The organism is Micromonospora inaquosa (genome assembly GCF_003857055.1).
GTDB lineage: Bacteria > Actinomycetota > Actinomycetes > Mycobacteriales > Micromonosporaceae > Micromonospora > Micromonospora inaquosa.
The window spans coordinates 26,667-44,324 of the sequence record NZ_QGSZ01000314.1; the positions used below are offsets into that span (position 1 = coordinate 26,667).

General features: G+C 71.4%; 17 protein-coding genes and 1 pseudogene. 8 read left to right on the top strand and 10 right to left on the bottom strand.

Annotation, left to right across the window (positions count from 1 at the left end; genetic code table 11):
- Positions 1–24: 24 nt before the first annotated feature.
- The 6 genes from purE to mca form a co-directional block, all read right to left on the bottom strand.
- Entirely contained in the window at positions 25–516 is a 492-nt protein-coding gene (gene purE, locus DLJ59_RS28735) for a 5-(carboxyamino)imidazole ribonucleotide mutase (protein WP_124776398.1), read from the bottom strand.
- A 32-nt stretch (positions 517–548) separates the two neighbouring features.
- Positions 549–1,724: a 5-(carboxyamino)imidazole ribonucleotide synthase gene (locus DLJ59_RS28740; RefSeq protein WP_124776400.1), complete on the bottom strand. Its 1,176-nt coding sequence runs from the start codon at positions 1,722–1,724 to the stop codon at positions 549–551.
- Between the two features lie 122 nt (positions 1,725–1,846).
- Positions 1,847–3,883: a thioredoxin domain-containing protein gene (locus tag DLJ59_RS28745; RefSeq protein WP_124776402.1), complete on the bottom strand. Its 2,037-nt coding sequence runs from the start codon at positions 3,881–3,883 to the stop codon at positions 1,847–1,849.
- A 52-nt stretch (positions 3,884–3,935) separates the two neighbouring features.
- Positions 3,936–6,467 carry a putative bifunctional diguanylate cyclase/phosphodiesterase gene (locus DLJ59_RS28750; protein WP_124776404.1) on the bottom strand — a complete coding sequence of 844 codons (2,532 nt, stop codon included), beginning with the start codon at positions 6,465–6,467 and terminating at the stop codon, positions 3,936–3,938.
- 179 nt (positions 6,468–6,646) lie between these two features.
- Positions 6,647–6,940 carry a hypothetical protein gene (locus DLJ59_RS28755; RefSeq protein WP_124776406.1) on the bottom strand — a complete coding sequence of 98 codons (294 nt, stop codon included), beginning with the start codon at positions 6,938–6,940 and terminating at the stop codon, positions 6,647–6,649.
- Positions 6,941–6,988: 48 nt separating this feature from the next.
- Positions 6,989–7,870, bottom strand: coding sequence for a mycothiol conjugate amidase Mca (gene mca / locus DLJ59_RS28760; protein WP_124776408.1), 882 nt, complete (start codon positions 7,868–7,870; stop codon positions 6,989–6,991).
- Positions 7,871–8,072: 202 nt separating this feature from the next.
- On the opposite strand from mca, the gene DLJ59_RS28765 reads away from it, so the two are divergent.
- Positions 8,073–8,513 carry a DUF4307 domain-containing protein gene (locus tag DLJ59_RS28765; protein WP_124776410.1) on the top strand — a complete coding sequence of 147 codons (441 nt, stop codon included), beginning with the start codon at positions 8,073–8,075 and terminating at the stop codon, positions 8,511–8,513.
- A 156-nt stretch (positions 8,514–8,669) separates the two neighbouring features.
- Positions 8,670–9,167, top strand: a complete 498-nt coding sequence (gene greA / locus DLJ59_RS28770) for a transcription elongation factor GreA (protein WP_091394193.1) — start codon at positions 8,670–8,672, stop codon at positions 9,165–9,167.
- A gap of 92 nt (positions 9,168–9,259) precedes the next feature.
- On the opposite strand, the gene ilvA is transcribed toward greA, so the two are convergent.
- Genes ilvA through DLJ59_RS28785 form a run of 3 tightly spaced genes read right to left on the bottom strand, consistent with a single transcriptional unit; the run spans position 9,260 to position 13,103 of the window.
- A complete protein-coding gene (gene ilvA / locus DLJ59_RS28775; protein WP_124776412.1) occupies positions 9,260–10,480 on the bottom strand; it encodes a threonine ammonia-lyase in 1,221 nt (406 codons plus the stop codon).
- 57 nt (positions 10,481–10,537) lie between these two features.
- Entirely contained in the window at positions 10,538–11,947 is a 1,410-nt protein-coding gene (locus DLJ59_RS28780) for an amidase (protein ID WP_124776414.1), read from the bottom strand.
- Positions 11,948–11,960: 13 nt separating this feature from the next.
- Positions 11,961–13,103, bottom strand: coding sequence for a cystathionine gamma-synthase (locus tag DLJ59_RS28785; RefSeq protein WP_124776416.1), 1,143 nt, complete (start codon positions 13,101–13,103; stop codon positions 11,961–11,963).
- A 94-nt stretch (positions 13,104–13,197) separates the two neighbouring features.
- Here DLJ59_RS28785 and DLJ59_RS28790 point away from each other — a divergent pair, with 94 nt between their 5' ends.
- From DLJ59_RS28790 to DLJ59_RS38135, 4 genes and pseudogenes are all read left to right on the top strand, one after another.
- Positions 13,198–13,620 (top strand): HIT family protein, encoded by a 423-nt coding sequence (locus tag DLJ59_RS28790; RefSeq protein WP_124776418.1) that lies wholly within the window; start codon positions 13,198–13,200, stop codon positions 13,618–13,620.
- 76 nt (positions 13,621–13,696) lie between these two features.
- On the top strand, positions 13,697–14,356 hold the full coding sequence (msrA, locus tag DLJ59_RS28795; RefSeq protein WP_124776420.1) for a peptide-methionine (S)-S-oxide reductase MsrA: 660 nt from the start codon (positions 13,697–13,699) through the stop codon (positions 14,354–14,356).
- 84 nt (positions 14,357–14,440) lie between these two features.
- Entirely contained in the window at positions 14,441–14,893 is a 453-nt protein-coding gene (locus DLJ59_RS28800; RefSeq protein ID WP_208648865.1) for a GNAT family N-acetyltransferase, read from the top strand.
- Between the two features lie 29 nt (positions 14,894–14,922).
- Positions 14,923–15,000 (top strand): annotated as a pseudogene (locus DLJ59_RS38135) (peptide-methionine (S)-S-oxide reductase MsrA); the annotation flags it as partial.
- A gap of 33 nt (positions 15,001–15,033) precedes the next feature.
- On the opposite strand, the gene DLJ59_RS28810 reads toward DLJ59_RS38135, so the two are convergent.
- The gene (locus DLJ59_RS28810; RefSeq protein WP_244236286.1) at positions 15,034–15,252 is read right to left on the bottom strand and encodes a GntR family transcriptional regulator; all 219 of its coding nucleotides are present in this window, start codon (positions 15,250–15,252) and stop codon (positions 15,034–15,036) included.
- Positions 15,253–16,225: 973 nt separating this feature from the next.
- On the opposite strand from DLJ59_RS28810, the gene DLJ59_RS28815 reads away from it, so the two are divergent.
- Both DLJ59_RS28815 and DLJ59_RS28820 read left to right on the top strand, forming a co-directional pair.
- Positions 16,226–17,155, top strand: coding sequence for a ribonuclease Z (locus tag DLJ59_RS28815; RefSeq protein ID WP_124776424.1), 930 nt, complete (start codon positions 16,226–16,228; stop codon positions 17,153–17,155).
- On the top strand, positions 17,152–17,658 hold a 507-nt coding region (locus DLJ59_RS28820; RefSeq protein WP_148096976.1), incomplete at its 3' end, for a GNAT family N-acetyltransferase. The genes DLJ59_RS28815 and DLJ59_RS28820, both read left to right, overlap by 4 nt.

The following is a 17,658-nucleotide window of genomic DNA, read 5'->3' on the forward strand; positions in this document are numbered from 1 at the left end:
GGATGCGGTGGCGTGCGCGGGAGGCTAGCGCAGGGAGGACTGGAGGGCGGCTTCCTTTGTTGCCACCAGCGTCTCCAGCTCCTGCTGGTAGGTCGTCATCTTCGCGCGCAGGCCCTCGTCATTGGCACCGAGGATCCGCACGGCGAGGAGGCCGGCGTTGCGGGCGTTGCCGATCGACACGGTGGCGACCGGGACCCCGGCCGGCATCTGCACGATGGACAGCAGCGAGTCCATGCCGTCGAGGTGCTTCAGCGGCACCGGCACACCGATCACCGGCAGCGGCGTCACCGAGGCGACCATTCCGGGCAGCGCGGCGGCACCCCCAGCCCCGGCGATGATCACCTTGAGGCCCCGGTCGGCGGCGTCACGCCCGTACTCGATCATCGCGACCGGAGTCCGGTGCGCCGAGATCACCCGCACCTCGTACGCCACGCCGAAGTCGTCCAACACCTCGGCGGCGGCCCGCATGGTCGGCCAGTCCGAGTCGCTGCCCATGATCAGCCCAACCGTGCTCACTGCGGCCCTCTCGTCGTTCCCGAAACCGTCGCTCACTCGTGGCCCTCACGCAGCCAACGGACGGCCCGCGCGGCCCGTTCCCGCAGGTCGTCCAGGTCGTCGCCGAGCACCGTGACGTGCCCGATCTTGCGGCCGGGTCGCACCTGCTTGCCGTACAGGTGCACCTTCGCGCCCGGCTCCGCGGCGAAGAGGTGGTGCAACCGCTCGTCGATCGACATGCCGCCCGGCTCACCGCCGAGCACGTTCGCCGACACCACCACCGGGGCGGTCAACGCCGTGTCACCCATCGGGTAGTCCAGCACGGCCCGCAGGTGCTGCTCGAACTGCGAGGTCCGGGCACCCTCGATGGTCCAGTGCCCGGAGTTGTGCGGACGCATCGCCAGCTCGTTGACCACGATCGCCGGCCGACCGGCGTCGTCGCGCACCTCGAACAGCTCCACCGCCAGCAGGCCGACCACACCGAGCGCGGTGGCCAGGTCGATCGCGAGCTGCTGCGCGGAGACCGCCAGCTCCTCGTCCAGGCCGGGCGCCGGGGCCAGCACCTCCACGTTGATGCCGTCGCGCTGCACCGTCTCGACCACCGGGTACGCGGCCACCTGACCGAACGGTGAGCGGGCCACCTGCACTGCCAACTCCCGCCGCAGCGCCACCCGCTCCTCGACGATCAGCCGGGTGCCGCCAGCGAGCAACGTGGTTGCCAACTCGGTGGCCTGCGCGGCGTCGTCGACCATCCAGACGCCCCGGCCGTCGTATCCACCCCGGGCCGCCTTGAGCACCACCGGCCAGCCGACCTGCTCGCCGAAGCCGACCAGGTCGGCGGGCTCACCTACCGGCCGCCAGGCCGGGTTGGGCGCGCCCAGCTCGGTCAGGCGTTCCCGCATGACCTGCTTGTCCTGGGCGTGCAGCAGCGCGTCCGCCGGTGGGTACAGGGACACGCCTTCCGCGGCCAACGTGCGGATGTGCTCGGAGGGCACATGCTCGTGGTCGAAGGTGACGACGTCGCAGCCCTTGGCGAAGGTGCGCAGGGCGGCCAGGTCGGTGTGATCGCCGTACTGGACGTCGGTGGCGACCAGCGCCGCGCCGTCGTCGGGGGCGGTCGCGAGCACACGCAGTGACTGGCCGAGGGCGATCGCGGCCTGGTGGGTCATCCGGGCCAACTGGCCGCCACCCACCATGCCGACAACTGGCAGACCGGTACGGGAATCCATAGCGCGGCCAGCCTATCCGGGCCGCCGACACGCCCGCCCTCAGGGCTGGCGATCCACCTCCGAAGGCGCGGAAAGGACCACCGGGCAGGCGGCGCGGGCGACTACCGGGCGTGGCCGTGCGCTCAGCCCAGCTCGGCCACCAGCTCCTCGACCGAGGTGACCGGCCGTTGGCAGACGAAACCCCGGCAGACGTACGCGGCGGACCGCCCCTCGACCAACGGGCGGTCGGCGAGCAGCGGCACACCCGGCTGGTCCGGGCGCCCGGCGACGACCACCGCCCCGGGCGGGGCGTGCCGGTGGGCCGCGGCCACCAGGGGGTCACCGGCCGGGTCGTCGGTGACCACGGCGATCTCGTACGGCCCGGAAAGCAACGCCTCGCCGACCATGGCCGCGTACCCGGTGAACCGGGGGTGCTGCCCGACGATCGGCGCGACCGTGCCGAGGGCCGCTTCGGCGGCCTCCCGGTAACGCGTCTCCCCGGTCAGCGCCGAGTACGCCACCAGCCCCGCGATCAACGCGGACCGGCCCGACGGTGTCGCGTTGTCGGTCGGGTCGGCCGGCCGGGCGACGAGCCGCTCCGCGTCGTCGGCGGTGTCGTAGAAGGCGCCACCGGGGGCGGCGAAGTGCGCCAGGGCGTTGTCCAGCAGTTCGCCGGCCACTGTGAGCCAGCGGCCCTCGCCGGTGAGCTGGTGCAGCGCGCAGAAGGCCTCGGCCACGCAGCCGTAGTCCTCCAGGACGCCGGCCGGCTCGCCGACCTTGCCGTCCCGGGAGACCCGGCGCAGCCGGCCGTCCACCAGATGCACGGTGGCCAGGTGCTCGGCGGCCTGGCGCATCGCCCCGTCGGCGACGATGGTGATGCCGTCCATCAGGTTGGCATCCTCGTCCTGCGGGGACACGTACCCGGCTGCGACCTGCTGGAACTCGGCGAGAGCGGTGATCGCCAGGCCGTTCCAGGCGGCCACCACCTTGTCGTCGAGGGCCGGCTGCGGGCGGGTGTCCCGGGCGGCGAGCAGTCGCCCGACCACCTGGCGCCAGCGGGCACGCACCTCGGGAGCGGCGTCGTCCACGTCCCGGGCGAGCTTGAGCACGCTCATGCCGTGTTCGAAGGTGCCCTGGTCGGTGACGGTGAACAGGTCAGCGGCGAACTGGCCGTCCTCCTCACCCAACGCCTCGACGAGTTGGGCGGGCGTCCAGGCGTAGGTGAGCCCCTCGACGCCCTCGGTGTCGGCGTCCAGCGCGGACGCGAACCCCTGCCCCGGCCGGTGCAGCTCGTCGGCGAGGAACCGGGCGGTGTCCCGGGCCACCCGGCGGGCCAGCGGGTCACCGGTGAGTCGCCACAGGTGGGTGTAGACCCGCAGCAGCAGCGCGTTGTCGTAGAGCATCTTCTCGAAGTGCGGCACCGTCCAGTGCGCGTCCACCGAGTACCGGGCGAAGCCGCCCGCGAGCTGGTCGTAGATGCCGCCCCGGGCCATCGCCTCGGCGGTGTGCCGGGTGATCTCCAGGCTGGCCGGGTCGCCGGTGCGCTGGTGGTGGCGCAGCAGGAAGAGCAGGTTCATGTGCGGCGGAAACTTCGGGGCGCCACCGAACCCGCCGTTCGTGGCGTCGTACTCGCTGGCCAGCTTGGCTGCCGCCGCGTCGAGCAGCGGGGCGTCCAGCGGGGCGGTGGGGCCACCCACGGCCTGCGCGCCGCCGATCGCCTCGACCACGGCGGCGCCCTGACCCAGCACCGCCTCGCGCTGTTCCCGCCAGGCGGTGGCGACCGACTGGAGCAACTGGACGAAGTTGGGTCGCGGAAAGTAGGTGCCGCAGAAGAACGGGGTGCCGTCCGGGGTGGCGAAGACGGTCATCGGCCAACCGCCCTGGCCGGTCATCGCCTGGGTCGCGGTCATGTAGACCGCGTCCACGTCCGGGCGCTCCTCACGATCCACCTTGATCGACACGAAGTTGTCGTTCATCAGGGCGCCGACCTGCGCGTTCTCGAACGACTCGTGCGCCATCACGTGGCACCAGTGGCAGGCCGCGTAGCCCACCGAGATGAGCACCGGAACGTCCCGCCGCTTCGCCTCGGCGAACGCCTCCTCCGACCAGGGCCACCAGTCGACCGGGTTGTCGGCGTGCTGAAGCAGGTACGGGCTGGTGGCGTCGACGAGTCGGTTCACCTGACGACCATAGCCAGCCCCGGCGCGGACCGCGCGGGCTCCTCCCGGACGGTCAGGACGCGCCGTCGGCGCGGAGCCGGAACACGTTCGACTCCGCCGAGTCGCGCAGCGACCCCAGCACCGCGCCGATCTTGTCCGCCGGCATCGGCTTGAAGAAGTGGTAGCCCTGCGCGGAGGTGCAACCCAGCTCGGCCAGGGCCATCCGCTGTTCGGCGGTCTCCACCCCTTCGGCGACCACCCGTAGCCCCAGCTCGTGGGCGAGGCCCACGGTCGTCCGGACGATCGCGGCGGCTTCCGGCGAGTCGGCCATCCGGATGACGAAGGAGCGGTCCACCTTCAGCTCGTCCACCGCGATCCGGGTGAGGAAGGTCAGCGACGAGAAGCCGGTGCCGAAGTCGTCGACCGCGAGTTGCACGCCCATCGACCTCAGCGTCGCCAGCACCTCGTCGATGACCTCCAGCTCACTCATCACCACCGTCTCGGTGATCTCCAGAACGAGCCGGTGCGGCGGCACCTGGTGACGGCGCAACGCGTCGGCGATCTCCACCGGCAACCGGGGGTCGAGCAGGCTGCGCGCCGAAAGGTTGACCGAGATCGGGACGTCCAACCCCTCCCGGGCCCAACCGGCGGCCACGCTGAGCGCCTTGTTCAGCACGTAGCGGGTGAAGGTACCGAGCTGCTCGCTGTTCTCCACCGGCCGGATGAAGTCGACCGGGTTCAGCCACCCACGTCGGGGGTGCTGCCAACGGATCAGCGCCTCCACCCCGGTCGGCGCACCGGTGGCCAGGTCGACCGCCGGCTGCAGTGCCAGCACCAGCTGATCGTCGACCTTCAACGCCTCACGCAGCTCGGCCAGCAGGGCGAGCTGGTCGGTGCTGGCGGCGTCGCGCGCGCCGTCGTACGCGGCGACGTTGCCACCGCCCTCCTTGGCCTGGTACATCGCGATGTCGGCCCGGCGCAGCAGCTCGGTCAGGTCCGCGGTGCCAGCGGCGGCCACCACCACCCCGACCGAGACCTCGATGGACATCCGTACGCCGGCCACCTCGGTCGGCGCGGCCAGCCGCTCGGCGATCTCGCGGGCCTGACGCAACGCGTGGGCCATCGGGGCGGTTCGGTCGCCGAGCACCGGCACCGCCGTGAGCAGGAGGGCGAACTCGTCGCCACCGAGTCGGCCGAGCAGGTCCCCGGGGCGGACCAGCGCGTTGAGTCGGTTCGCGGTCAGCCGCAGCAGCTGGTCGCCGGCCGCGTGGCCGAGGGTGTCGTTGACTTCCTTGAACTGGTTGATGTCCAGCAGCAGCAGCGCCACCGGGTGATCGTGGCTGAGCTGTCGCAGCGACTGATCACCCTTGCTCAGCATCGCCGCCCGGTTGGCGAGCCCGGTGAGCGGGTCGTGCACCGCCTCGTACGACGAACGGGCGGTCACCAACCGCAGCTCGTGGTGGGTCGCGGCGTCGTGCAGCGCGGCGGCGAGCGCGTCGCCGAACGCGGCCACCGCGTCGCGTTCCCGGGCCGTGGGCGGGGCCGAGCGGGGGAACCGCACCCGCAGCCGACCGACCGGGGCGGCACCGACCGACAGCGCCCGGCTCAGCTCGTGCTCGTCCGGTTCCGACTGGTCCGGTGGGTCGGTCTCCCGGTCGACCAGCTGACCGCCGGCATCCCCCCGGTAGCGGTGCCACCGGCCGTCGGCCCGGGCCACGTCGACGTCCACCAGTTCGGCGTTGAACAGCGTCAGCGCCCCGGTGACCGCCGCGCTGGCCACGCCCCGCTCGTCGAGCTGGTTGAGGGCCGCGGTGGCCTCGGCGAAGGCGCGCCAGGTGCGGCGCTCCTGATCGGAGCGCAGCCGGTAACGGTAGGTCTGTTGCAGCAGCCACAGCAGCGGCGGCAGCAGCAGCAACCAGCGCGGGTCGAGCTCCAGCAGCGCGACCACCACGAGGCCGACCGCCACGTTGCCGACGAACATCAGCAGCTTGCCGCGCAGGGCGGCGAGCAGCGGTGGCCCGAACGGCAGCCCGTGCCGCAGTCCCAGCGTCACGCCGCCCAGCCAGGCGGTCACCAGGAGGTATGTCACCGAACCGGCGATCACGGCCAGCGCCAGCATCGGGGTGGGCGGAGAGAGGAGCGGCCGACCGAGCGCGGTGGTCACGGACACCGCCAGTGCCGACGCGGCGGCGAGCGACGCGGCGATCCGGACGATCTCCAGGGCGGGGCGGCGGTCGTTGTGCAGTGACAGGATCGTCCAGGCCAGCCCGGTGCCGAGCAGCGTGGCGGACGGGAGCCAGCCGGCCGGAGTCAGGTAGAGGCAGATGATCAGGGCCGCCTCGCCCCAGGTGATGCTGACCATGCCCGCGGGCGAGCGGAACCGCAGCCGGGCGAGCTGGGCGAGGGCCAGGACGGCGACGGCGATGCCGAAGCGGGCCGGACCGCCGAGGGGGTCGTCGGCCGGCAGCCGGACCGGGAGGGTCAACCCGACCGCAGCGGCGGCCAGGGCGGTCAACGTGACGGCGGCGGTGAGCACGAGCAACCGGCCCGGTGTGCCACGCACCCCGAGCCGATCGAACCGGTCGTCGGCCGGTCCGGAGGTCATCGACCTACCCCGTCAGCCGACCGACCGACGTCGCGGCGGGCGCCCGGTGCTGTGCTGGTCATCGGCGCCCCCTTCCGCACACGGCTCGGAGACTTTTGGTCCCCCCGGCGGAAGGCTAAGCCAAACCGGGTGGCCGCAACAGGGGGCGACCAACCGGTTCGGCGTGATTCATGCCCGGACTACCCGTTCAAGTGCTGCTGGTGCCCACTGGGAGCGGGCGTGGATGAATCACGCCCGCCGGTCCCGTCTGTCGGATCGACGACTGATGCATCGGCCCTGGTCGGGTCGGTCGGCCGGGGCTGCTGGGGGAAACGGTCCGGCAGGCGGCGCAGCCGAGCGTTCATGTTGCGGATCAGCAGGATGGTCGCGGTGGCCAGCAGCAGGATGAGGAAGAGGCCCATCGGCCCGGCCAGGCCACCCGTGCGGGTGTCCCCGAAGTTGTTCTCCGCGAGCACCTGGGCAGCGGTCAGCATGGCGTTCCTCCGATGTGCGGTTGGTAACCAGGGTAGCCCCGCCGGGAATCAGCGCGCGTGCGCCGTCTCCCGTACCCCCGCGAAGAGATCAGACTCGGGCAGCGGGCTGTCGACCATCGAGCGGGCCAACTCGAAATCCTCGGTCGGCCAGGCGCGTTGCTGCAGCTCCATCGGCACGTGGAACCAGAAACCGTCCGGGTCGACCTGGGTCGCGTGGGCGCGCAGCGCGTCATCGCGGACCGGGAAGTATTCGGCGCACTCCACCCGGGTGGTGATCCGGGGGCCCTTGTCGGGCCGATCCTCCCACCGCTTGAGCCACTCCTCGTAGGGCGACTCCAGACCGGCGGCCAGCATCCCCTCGTGCAGCGCCATGATCTTGCCCTTGGAGAAGCCGATGTCGTAGTAGAGCTTCAGCGGCTGCCACGGCGCGCCCAGCTCCGGGTAGCGCTCCGGGTCACCGGCGGCCTCGAAGGCGGCCATGCTCACCTTGTGACACATGATGTGGTCCGGGTGCGGGTAGCCACCCTCCTCGTCGTACGTGGTCACGACGTGCGGACGGAACTCACGCATCAGCCGCACCAGCGGGCCCGCGGCGACCTCGACGTCCTGCAGGGCGAAGCAGCCCCCGGGCAGCGGCGGCAGCGGGTCGCCCTCGGGCAGGCCCGAGTCGACGAAGCCCAACCAGGCCTGGTCGACACCGAGGATCGCCCGCGCGGCGTCCATCTCGGCCCGCCGGATCTCACCGATGTTCGCCCACACGTCGGGCCGGTCCAGCTTGGGGTTGAGCACGCTCCCGCGCTCACCGCCCGTGCACGTCACGACCAGGACGTCCACCCCCTGGGCGACATACTTCGCCATCGTCGCCGCGCCCTTGCTCGACTCGTCGTCCGGGTGCGCGTGCACGGCCATGAGACGCAGTTGCTCTGCCAACTTCGGCGCTCCTCGTCTGTGCCGGACGGTGGACCCGACCGGGCTCGACCGGCTGACCTGCCGGGATCTTCCTCGCCGCACCCTGTCCCCGGCCAGCAGCGCCAGACATGACCTGCTATTCCTGCCGCTGGGCCGGGTGGGAGGATGGGGCTCTGCCATTCTTGCCGATGCCGCCGACAACAACGCCAGGAGATACCCGCCGGTGACCGAGACGCACGCCACAATTTCACCAGGCGCGCCGGTATTTCCGGCTGGGCGCTACGGCCGCCGTCGCGCAGCGGGCGGTAAGCGCCGCCGTACGCTGCTGGCCGCGCTGGCACTGTTGGCGCTCGCGGCGACGCTGACCGTGATCTCGGTCCGGCTCTACCGCCAGTACGGCGACCCGGTCTACGACGCCCAGGTGATCACGTACACCGACATCACGGACAAGCAGGTGCTCGTCGACTTCCGGGTGACCGTCCCGCCGGGTGGATCGGCGGTCTGCGTGCTGCGTGCCCGCGACCGCGCCGGGGCCGAGGTGGCCCGCGAACAGGTCACCGTGACCGCAGACGCCGGGGACCGGCACGTCACGACCCGACACCGCCTGACCACCACCGCGCGGCCGTTCATCGGCGAGGTCCTGCGCTGCCAAGCACCGTCCTGAGCTGCCCAGACAGCACCGACAACGGGGCCGAACGAGCGCCTACAGCCGGTGTCGGATCCGGACACCGGCGGTGATGGCCGACACGCTGTGTCGTACCGCACTGGTAGCTTGGTAGTTCACCTGTCAGCCAGCCACGCACAACTGAGGAGAACGCCTGTGTCCACTGGCAACGAGGCGCCCGCCACCTGGCTGTCGCAGGACGCGTACGACCGCCTCCAGGCCGAGCTCGACGAGCACATCGCCAACCGTCCGGCGATCGCAGCCGAGATCAACGCTCGGCGCGAGGAGGGCGACCTGCGGGAGAACGGCGGCTACCACGCCGCTCGCGAGGAGCAGGGCAAGGCCGAGGGTCGCATCCGCTACCTGCAGGAGCTGTTGCGCACCGCGAAGGTCGGCGAGGCTCCGACCGCCGACGCGGTGTCGCCGGGCATGGTGGTGACGATCTACTTCGACGACGACACCAACGACACCGAGACCTTCCTGCTCGGTTCCCGGGAGATCGCGGCCACCACCGACCTGACCGTCTACAGCCCGGAGTCAGCGCTGGGCAAGGCGATCCTGGGCGGGCGAGCCGGGCAGACCTGCACCTACACGGCACCCAGCGGCGCCGACATCAAGGTGACAGTGGTCAGCTTCGAACCGTTCTCCGGCTGACCCGTCGCCGACCGCACTCCCCGCTGCCGGCCCAGCCAGGCCGGCACCCACCGTCGAAACACAGCGCATCCGAGGCGTGGCACCTACCGGTGTCACGCCTCGGCCGCGAAGACCACCTGGTAGCCGCTGGCCCGCAGGGCGCTGATCAGCGTGTCCGAGTGCTCGACGCCCCGGGTCTCCACCGACAGCGCCACCTCCACCTCGCCGAGGCTGAGGTGCGGGTTGGCCCGCTGATGCTCCACGTCCACCACGTTGGCCCGGTGCTCGGCGATCTGGCTGAGCAACGACGCGAGCTGCCCCGGCCGATCCGAACAGCGGACCGTCACCCGCAGGTAGCGACCCGCCGCGGCCAACCCGTGCTCGATCACCCGCAGCATCAGCAACGGGTCGATGTTGCCGCCGGAGAGCACCGCTACCACCGGCGTCTCCACCTCGACCACGCCGGCCAGCAGCGCGGCGACCCCTACCGCGCCGGCCGGCTCGACCACCTGCTTGCCGCGCTCCAGCAACATCAGCAGAGCCCGGGAGATGTCCTCCTCGGAGACCGTGACGATCTCGTCGACCAGCTTGCGCACGTGGTTGAAGGTGATCTCGCCCGGCCGGCCGACCGCGATGCCGTCGGCGATGGTGGCGAAGGCGGGCAGCCGGACCGGCTCCCCGGCCACCAGTGAGGGCGGGAACGCCGCCGCGCCCGCCGCCTGCACACCGATGATCCGGACGTCCGGTCGCAACGCCTTCACGGCCACCGCCATGCCCGAGATCAGACCGCCGCCTCCCACTCCGGTGATGATCGTCTTCACGTCCGGGCACTGTTCGAGGATCTCCAGCGCCACCGTGCCCTGCCCGGCGATCACATCCGGGTGGTCGAACGGGTGGATCAGCACCGCGCCGGTGCGCTCGGCGTACGTGTGCGCGGCGACCAGCGACTCGTCGACGGTGTTCCCGGCCAGCTCCACCTGTGCGCCGTACCCCTTGGTGGCGGCCACCTTCGGCAGCGGCGCGTTGACCGGCATGAAGACGGTGGCGTGCGTGCCGACCAGGCCGGCGGCGAGGGCCACGCCCTGCGCGTGGTTGCCCGCGCTCGCCGCCACCACACCGCGCTCCCGCTCCGCCGCCGACAACCGGGAGATCCGCACGTACGCGCCCCGCACCTTGTACGAGCCGGCGCGCTGCACGTTCTCGCACTTGAGCCAGGTCGGCCCGCCCAGTGCCGCGCTGAGCGGGCGGGAGGGCTCCAGCGGGGTGGTGCGGGTGACCCCAGCGAGCAACTCCCGTGCGGCCCGCACGTCGTCGAGACCGACCAATTCCGTCATGCCCCGATCGTGCCACCCGCCTCCGGGGCTCTCAGCGGCGACACCGGGTGCTGACGATCAGGCGGTGGCTGGTGACCCCGTGCCGACCCGGGGGTAGCCGGGAGCGTGGCGCGTCCACGGGGCGGCCATCTCGAACTGGCCGGCCACACCGAGCAGCAGCAGCTCCGAGCCGGGCGGACCGACCAGTTGCACGGCGACCGGCAGGCCGTCCGGGCGGCGGCCGACCGGCACGACGACCGCCGGCAGGCCGGCGATGTTCCAGGGTGCGGCGTACGGGGCGTAGCGAATGTTGGCTGACATGTTCGCCCGCCAGGACCGCTCCGACCAGCGGGCCGCCTCCGGTGGCGCGCTGGCCAGCGCCGGGGTGAGCAGCAGATCGACCGAGTGGTCGGTGAAGAAGTCGATCGACCGTTGCCGCCAGGCGGCCCGGTCGGCCTCCCGCACGTAGCCGCGACGCTGCGCCCACTCGCCCAACGCGACGTGCCGTCGGGTACGCCGTTGCAGACCACGCCGTTCCAGGCCGGAGGCCCGGACGTCGGTGGCGGCTGCGGCGAGCCAGGTGGCGATGCCCTGGAGGCCGAGCGCCGTGGGGTAGACCGGATCGGCTGGCACCGTGTCGTGCCCGGCGGCGGCGAGGAGCCGACCGGCGGCGGCGACCGCGTCCCGGTTGGGCGCGTCCGGCGTGACACCGCGCACCGGGGAACGCAACGACACGCCCACCCGCAGCCGCTGCGGCGGGACGAGCTTCTCGGGACGCCGACCGGCGAGCACCGAGAAGCCGACCGCCGCGTCGGCGACCGTGCTGGTCAACATGCCGTGCTCGGTGAGGCCGAACCAGTCGTCCGCCCCGAGCTGGCAGGGAACCACGCCCCGACCGGGCTTGAGCCCGACGAGCCCGCAGCAGGCCGCGGGAATCCGGATCGAGCCCAGACCGTCGTTGGCGTGCGCGATCGGCACCAGCCCGGCGGCGACCGCGGCGGCGGCGCCACCCGAGGACCCACCGGGGGTACGCGTGCTGTCCCAGGGGTTACGGGTCACCGCGCTCTCGTCGTCGGTGAGTGCCCACAGCCCCAGCTCCGGCATCCGGGTCACGCCGAGGATCACCGCGCCGGCGCCCCGCAGCCGACGCACCACCTCGTGGTCGGCCTCCGCGACGTCGGTGCGGGCGGCGGCCGACCCGTTCCAGGTGGGCAGGCCGGCGACCGGGGTGTTCTCCTTGACCGCCACCGGGACCCCGGCCAGCGGCAGGTTGGCCAGGTCCTCCTGCTCGTCGACCTTCTCCGCCTCGGTGATCGCCTCACCGCCGCGAACGGCGCGGAACGCGGCCAGTTCACGGTCGGCTCGGGAGATGTACTCGAGGTGGTCGGCGACGACCTGGGTCGCCGAGACGTCACCTCGGCGTACGCCCCGGGCGATCTGCTTGGCGGTCGCTCCGACCCAGGTCGCCATGATGTCCTGCACGGCCATCCTTCCCCAGCGGTCAGCCCAGCGCCTGCTCCAGATCGGCGAGTAGGTCGTCGACCGTCTCGATGCCGACAGACAGTCGCACGAGATCGCCGGGAACTTCAAGCGGCGAGCCGGCAGCACTTGCGTGTGTCATCCGACCCGGGTGCTCGATCAGGGATTCCACGCCGCCCAGCGACTCGGCGAGCACGAAGAGCTTGGCCCGGTTGCAGATGTCCACGGCGTGCTCCTCACCACCGGCGGCGCGGAACGAGATCATGCCACCGAACCGGCGCATCTGCTTGACGGCCACCTCGTGACCGGGGTGCGAGGGCAGCCCGGGATAGATCACCTGGGCGACCTTGGCGTGCCCGTCGAGGTACGCGGCGAGCCGCTCGGCGTTGTCGCAGTGCCGGTCCATGCGTACGCCGAGGGTCTTGATGCCGCGCAGGGTGAGCCAGGCGTCGAACGGGCCGTTGATCGCGCCCATCGCGTTCTGGTGGTAGCGCAACTCCTCGCCGAGCCCGGCGTCGGCGACGACGAGCGCGCCACCGACCACGTCGGAGTGCCCACCGATGTACTTGGTGGTGGAGTGCACCACCACGTCCGCGCCGAAGGCGATCGGCTGCTGGAGGTACGGCGAGGCGAAGGTGTTGTCCACCACCAGCAGGGCGCCCGCGTCGTGTGCCACGGCGGCCAGGGCGGCGATGTCGGCGATGCCGAGCAGCGGGTTGGTCGGCGTCTCCACCCAGACGATCTTCGTGCGGCCGGGCTGCACGGCCGCGCGGATCGCGGCCGGGTCGGAGACCTTGGCCGGGCTGAACTCCAGGCCCCAGCGCTGGGCGACCCGGGCGAAGAGCCGGTACGTGCCGCCGTACGCGTCGTCCGGGATCACCACGTGGTCGCCGGGCTTGCACACGGCCCGCAGCAGGGTGTCCTCCGCCGCCAGGCCGCTGGCGAAGGCGAGCGCCACCGACCCGCCCTCCAGCGCGGCCAGGCACTCCTGGAGCGCGTCACGGGTTGGGTTGCCGGAGCGGCTGTACTCGTAGCCGAGGCGAGGCGCGCCGACGGCGTCCTGGGCGTACGTGCTGGTCTGGTAGATCGGTGGGATCACCGCGCCAGTGCGGGCCTCAGGGTCCTGACCGGCGTGGATGGCGAGCGTCTCGAAGCCGTGACTCATTCTGGTGAGGCTAGTGCCCCATCGGAGAGGGCTGGAACGGAACCCGCGCTCCCGGGCGGAGGCCGGGCCAACAGCGCCGGCATAGCCTGGCCCGATGAGCGGTTGCGTGTTCTGCGGGATCGTGGCGGGCGAGGTGCCGGCGTTCCGGGTGGCCGACACCGCGGACGGGATGGCGTTCCTGGACACCCGGCCGGTGTTCAAGGGGCATGTGCTGGTGGTGCCCCGGGTGCACCTGGTGACCCTGGCCGAGTTGCCGGCCGACCTGCTGCCCGGCTACTTCGCCATGGTCCGGCGGCTGGCGGTGGCGGTGGAGACCGCCCTGGGTGCCGGTGGGACGTTCGTGGCGATGAACAACAAGGTGTCCCAATCGGTGCCTCACCTGCACACCCATGTGGTGCCGCGGACCAGGGGCGACGGGTTGCGTGGCTTCTTCTGGCCGCGCACCCGGTACGACGACGACACCGAGGCGCAGACGTACGCGGACCGGGTCGCTACGGCGCTCCCGGGCGGGGCCTGAGTCACCGTCGCGCGGGTAAGGAAGCAGGACCCTGCGGTGTTGCACGCTGCGAGCGGTACGAGAGGAGATCCCCACCGTGTTTCTGCGCCGTATGAAGGCCGAGATGGTCACGCCCGACCAGGCCCTGCCGGGCCGCCCGATCGCCATGCCGGTCGCCGACCGCCACGAGGTGCTGGGCACCCCGTTGAAGGGTCCGTTCCCGGACGGCTTTCAGGTAGCGGTCTTCGGGATGGGCTGTTTCTGGGGCGCCGAGCGGCTGTTCTGGACGCTGCCCGGCGTCTACACCACCTCCGCCGGCTACGCGGGGGGCATCACCAAGAACCCGACGTACGAGGAGACGTGCTCAGGCCGGACCGGGCACGCCGAGGTCGTCCAGGTGGTGTACGACCCCAGCAAGATCAACTATGAGGATCTGCTGAAGGTCTTCTGGGAGAACCACGACCCGACCCAGGGCATGCGCCAGGGCAACGACGTGGGCACCCAGTACCGCTCGGCGATCTACACGACGACCGACGAGCAGCGGGCCATCGCGGAGTCGTCCCGCGACGCGTTCCAGCCGATCGTGACGCGGGCCGGCAAGGGTGAGATCACCACCGAGATCGCCCCGCTCGGCAGCTACTACTTCGCTGAGGACTACCACCAGCAGTACCTTGCGCCGACCAAGAACCCGAACGGGTACTGCAACCACGGCCCGAACGGGCTGAGCTGCCCGGTGGGTGTGGCCAAGACGGCCTGACCCCGGCACAGCGCTGGCGCGGATCCGCGCCAGCGCTGTGTTGGCGTGATCGGCCGCACTCCAAGGCCGTGGCAAACTCACCTCGTGAGGATCAGTCAGGCGAATGCGGACGATGTCGCAGAGTTGGCCCGGCTGTTGTGGCTGGACACGCTTCATGAGGAGCCAACACAGCTGTCCATTGACGCATTCACAGCGGAGCTTGCGCAGTGGTGGGCCGCCCACCAGGACTCGCATCTGGTGTTCGTCGCTCGACTCCGCCGACCGGAGATCGTCGGCATGGCTTGGGCCGCGCTCGTCCCTCGCGTCCCGCGACCTGGTGCGACAAGTCGGCTATCCGCAGACATCCAGAGCGTCTTCGTCATGCCGAATCAGCGAGGCCAGGGGATCGGCTCGGCGCTCGTGGAGGCTGCGGCAGAGCATGCAACACACCTCGGATCCCTCCAGGTGACGGTTCAATCCGGTCGCAGGGCGGTCCCGGTGTACGAACGGCTGGGCTTCGAGTCGTCCCGACAGCTTCTACAGCGATCGCCGGACTAGTCGGCCGATAGCACACCGCTCACCAGCGGTCCAAGAACCCGAGCGGATACTGCAACCCCGACCCGAACGGGTTGAGCTGCCCGGTCGGTGTGGCCCGAGTCGGTGGCGGGCCGGGGCGGTGGCGGGCCGGGGCGTGCCTTCTACGTCTCAGCGACGTACACGCCCGACCCCCGGACGCCGACCACGATCCCCCGCGCTTTCAACCCCTCAACGGCGCGCGCCACGGTGCGCCGGGCCGAGCCGTATTCGTCGGCCAGCGCGTCGTACGTCGGGAGGCGCTGCCCGCGCGGAAACTCGCCAGCGCCGATGCGCCGCAACAGATCAGCCTCAATCTCATGCGCGGTGTGGGGTATCGGCACGCACACAGGCTGCGCCTACCCACCACCGAGACTACTTACACCCATTGCCCTACTGGCACTACTGGCATTACTGTCGAATCTGCGCGGTGGGTAGTGGATCTGGGATCGGTGCCCGTTGCTGCACCCAAGGGGCGTCCGCCGGTCTCGCCGATCATGCGGGCGCCCCTCATACGGCAGGGAGTAGCGATGTTCAGTGCGCGGGCAGGGGGCGATCAGCCGGCGCGGGTGCCAATTGAGCTAGAAGTATCGACATGGAACATCGTCGTCACCGGTCGAGTCACGTGCGGCAGATGCTGGCGGCCTCTACGGATCGACACCGCCACGACACCCGGCGAGATTGCCGAAGTCGTCACTGACCACCAGGAACGCTGCGCGCGGACGCAGCTACGGCCGGCGCCCTAGCTCGGATGGGGGCCGCCGGGTGGTCTCAGCGGGTACCGCGCCACCGGTGACAGTCAGGCGAGTGAACGCCACCTGTTTCCATGAGGCACGTTGCGTATGCGGTGAGCAGGACGCCAAGAGAGCGGCGACGATGCTAGCCGTCCCCACGGTTGCGCCAAGCCGGTCGTGCCGCCTGACGCGATGCTGCCCACCCATATCAAGATCACCAGAGTCGCTCTCGCGGCGGCCGGTCGGCCCACCCCAGGAGGTGGCCGGGCATTCCCGTTCGGCCCTGTGATCGAAATCCGTTGCCGAGCCCGACGAGAACTCGATAACGTGGCCGTACACGTGAAAGGAGGTGGTCCAGACTTGTATAGCAATCGGACTCGTGAGGTGGCTGTCAGCTAGCCGCTGTCCTCGACAGTGATCGGCCCGCCGCGAGGTGGGCAAAAGCACCATCGTCGAGACCGTGTGGCAGCGGTGCGGCGAATTCCAGACAGCCACCCGACCCCCGGGGTGCCGGCCAAGTCCAGCCGGCCCGCGCGCCAGCGCGGAGCGCCCCGGGGGTCGCTTCATATCCGCAGGAGCGGCCATGTCGATGCGCGAGCTGGTGGTGCTGGGGACGGCCAGCCAGGCGCCGACCCGCCAGCGCAACCACAACGGGTACGTGTTGCGCTGGGACGACGAGGTGATCCTCTTCGACCCGGGCGAGGGCAGCCAGCGTCAGCTCCTGCACACCACTGTCACCGCCACCGACCTGACCCGGATCTGCGTCACCCACTTCCACGGCGACCACTGCCTCGGCCTGCCCGGCACCATCCAACGGCTGTCCCTGGACCGGGTGGCGCACCCGGTCGCCGTGCACTTTCCCGCCGGCGGTGCCGAATACTTCGCCCGGCTGCGGTACGCCACCTCCTTCTACGAGACCGCCGAGCTGCGGGTCGAGCCCATCGAGGCCGACGGGCAGCGGATCGCCCTTAGCTGCGGCACGCTGGAGGCCCGCCGGCTCCGGCACCCCATCGAGACGTACGGCTATCGGCTGGTCGAGCCAGACGGGCACCGGATGCTGCCGGAGAAGCTGGCCGCGTACGGCATCGCCGGCCCGGCCGTCGGCGAGCTGATCCGCGTCGGGCACCTCGACCTCGACGGACGTCGCGTCACCCGGGACAAGGTGAGCGTGCCCCGGCCGGGGCAGCGGTTCGCGTTCGTGATGGACACCGGCCTCTGCGACGGGCTCTACGCCCTCGCCGAGCACGCCGACCTGCTGGTCATCGAGTCGACCTTCCTGGAGTCGGAGGCCGCGCTCGCCGCCGAGGTCGGCCACCTGACCGCGGCGCAGGCCGCCCGGGTGGCGACCGAGTCCGGGGTACGCCGACTCGTGCTCACCCACTTCTCCCAGCGCTACCCCGACCCGCGCCGGTTCCACGACGAGGCGCGCGCGCACTTCGACGGTGAGTTGATCGTCGCCGAGGATCTGACCACGGTGCAGCTTCCGCCACGCCGGGTAGCCTCGGCCGAATGACCATCACGCTCCGCCCCGCGACCGACGGCGACCTGATGGCGGTGGGCGCCCTGCACCAACGCTCCCGAGTCGCCGCATACTCCGCGTTCGTGCCGGCCGAGGCGCTGGCCGACCCGACACCGGAGGCGATGGGCCGCTACTGGGTCGAGCGGTGGCTCTGGGAACGGGACACCCACCGGATGACGGTGGCCGAGCGGGCCGGGGCGTTGGTCGGGTTCAGCCACCTGGGCCCGGACGACGAGGACGACCCGGCCACCGGGCTGCTCAACGCGATTCACCTGGACCCGGCCGAGCAGGGCCGCGGCGTCGGTCGCGCCCTGATGGTGGACGCCCTGGACGCCATGCGGGCGCGGGGCTGGCGGCGTGCCGTGCTCTGGGTGCTCCAGGACAACGCCCACGCCCGATCCTTCTACGAGCGCGGCGGCTGGACCCCGACCGGCGCGAAGCGCGAGGAGCACATCGGCACAACCCTCGCACCCCAACTCCGCTACACCCGCCCCCTC

Coding starts and splice junctions, on each gene's coding strand:
- DLJ59_RS28815 (WP_124776424.1), top strand. CDS start 16,226: ATGTCGATGCGCGAGCTGGTGGTGCTGGGGACGGCCAGCCAGGCGCCG.
- ilvA (WP_124776412.1), bottom strand. CDS start 10,480: ATGACGGAATTGGTCGGTCTCGACGACGTGCGGGCCGCACGGGAGTTG.
- DLJ59_RS28755 (WP_124776406.1), bottom strand. CDS start 6,940: ATGCTGACCGCTGCCCAGGTGCTCGCGGAGAACAACTTCGGGGACACC.
- DLJ59_RS28780 (WP_124776414.1), bottom strand. CDS start 11,947: ATGGCCGTGCAGGACATCATGGCGACCTGGGTCGGAGCGACCGCCAAG.
- DLJ59_RS28740 (WP_124776400.1), bottom strand. CDS start 1,724: ATGGATTCCCGTACCGGTCTGCCAGTTGTCGGCATGGTGGGTGGCGGC.
- DLJ59_RS28750 (WP_124776404.1), bottom strand. CDS start 6,467: ATGACCTCCGGACCGGCCGACGACCGGTTCGATCGGCTCGGGGTGCGT.
- DLJ59_RS28785 (WP_124776416.1), bottom strand. CDS start 13,103: ATGAGTCACGGCTTCGAGACGCTCGCCATCCACGCCGGTCAGGACCCT.
- DLJ59_RS28790 (WP_124776418.1), top strand. CDS start 13,198: ATGAGCGGTTGCGTGTTCTGCGGGATCGTGGCGGGCGAGGTGCCGGCG.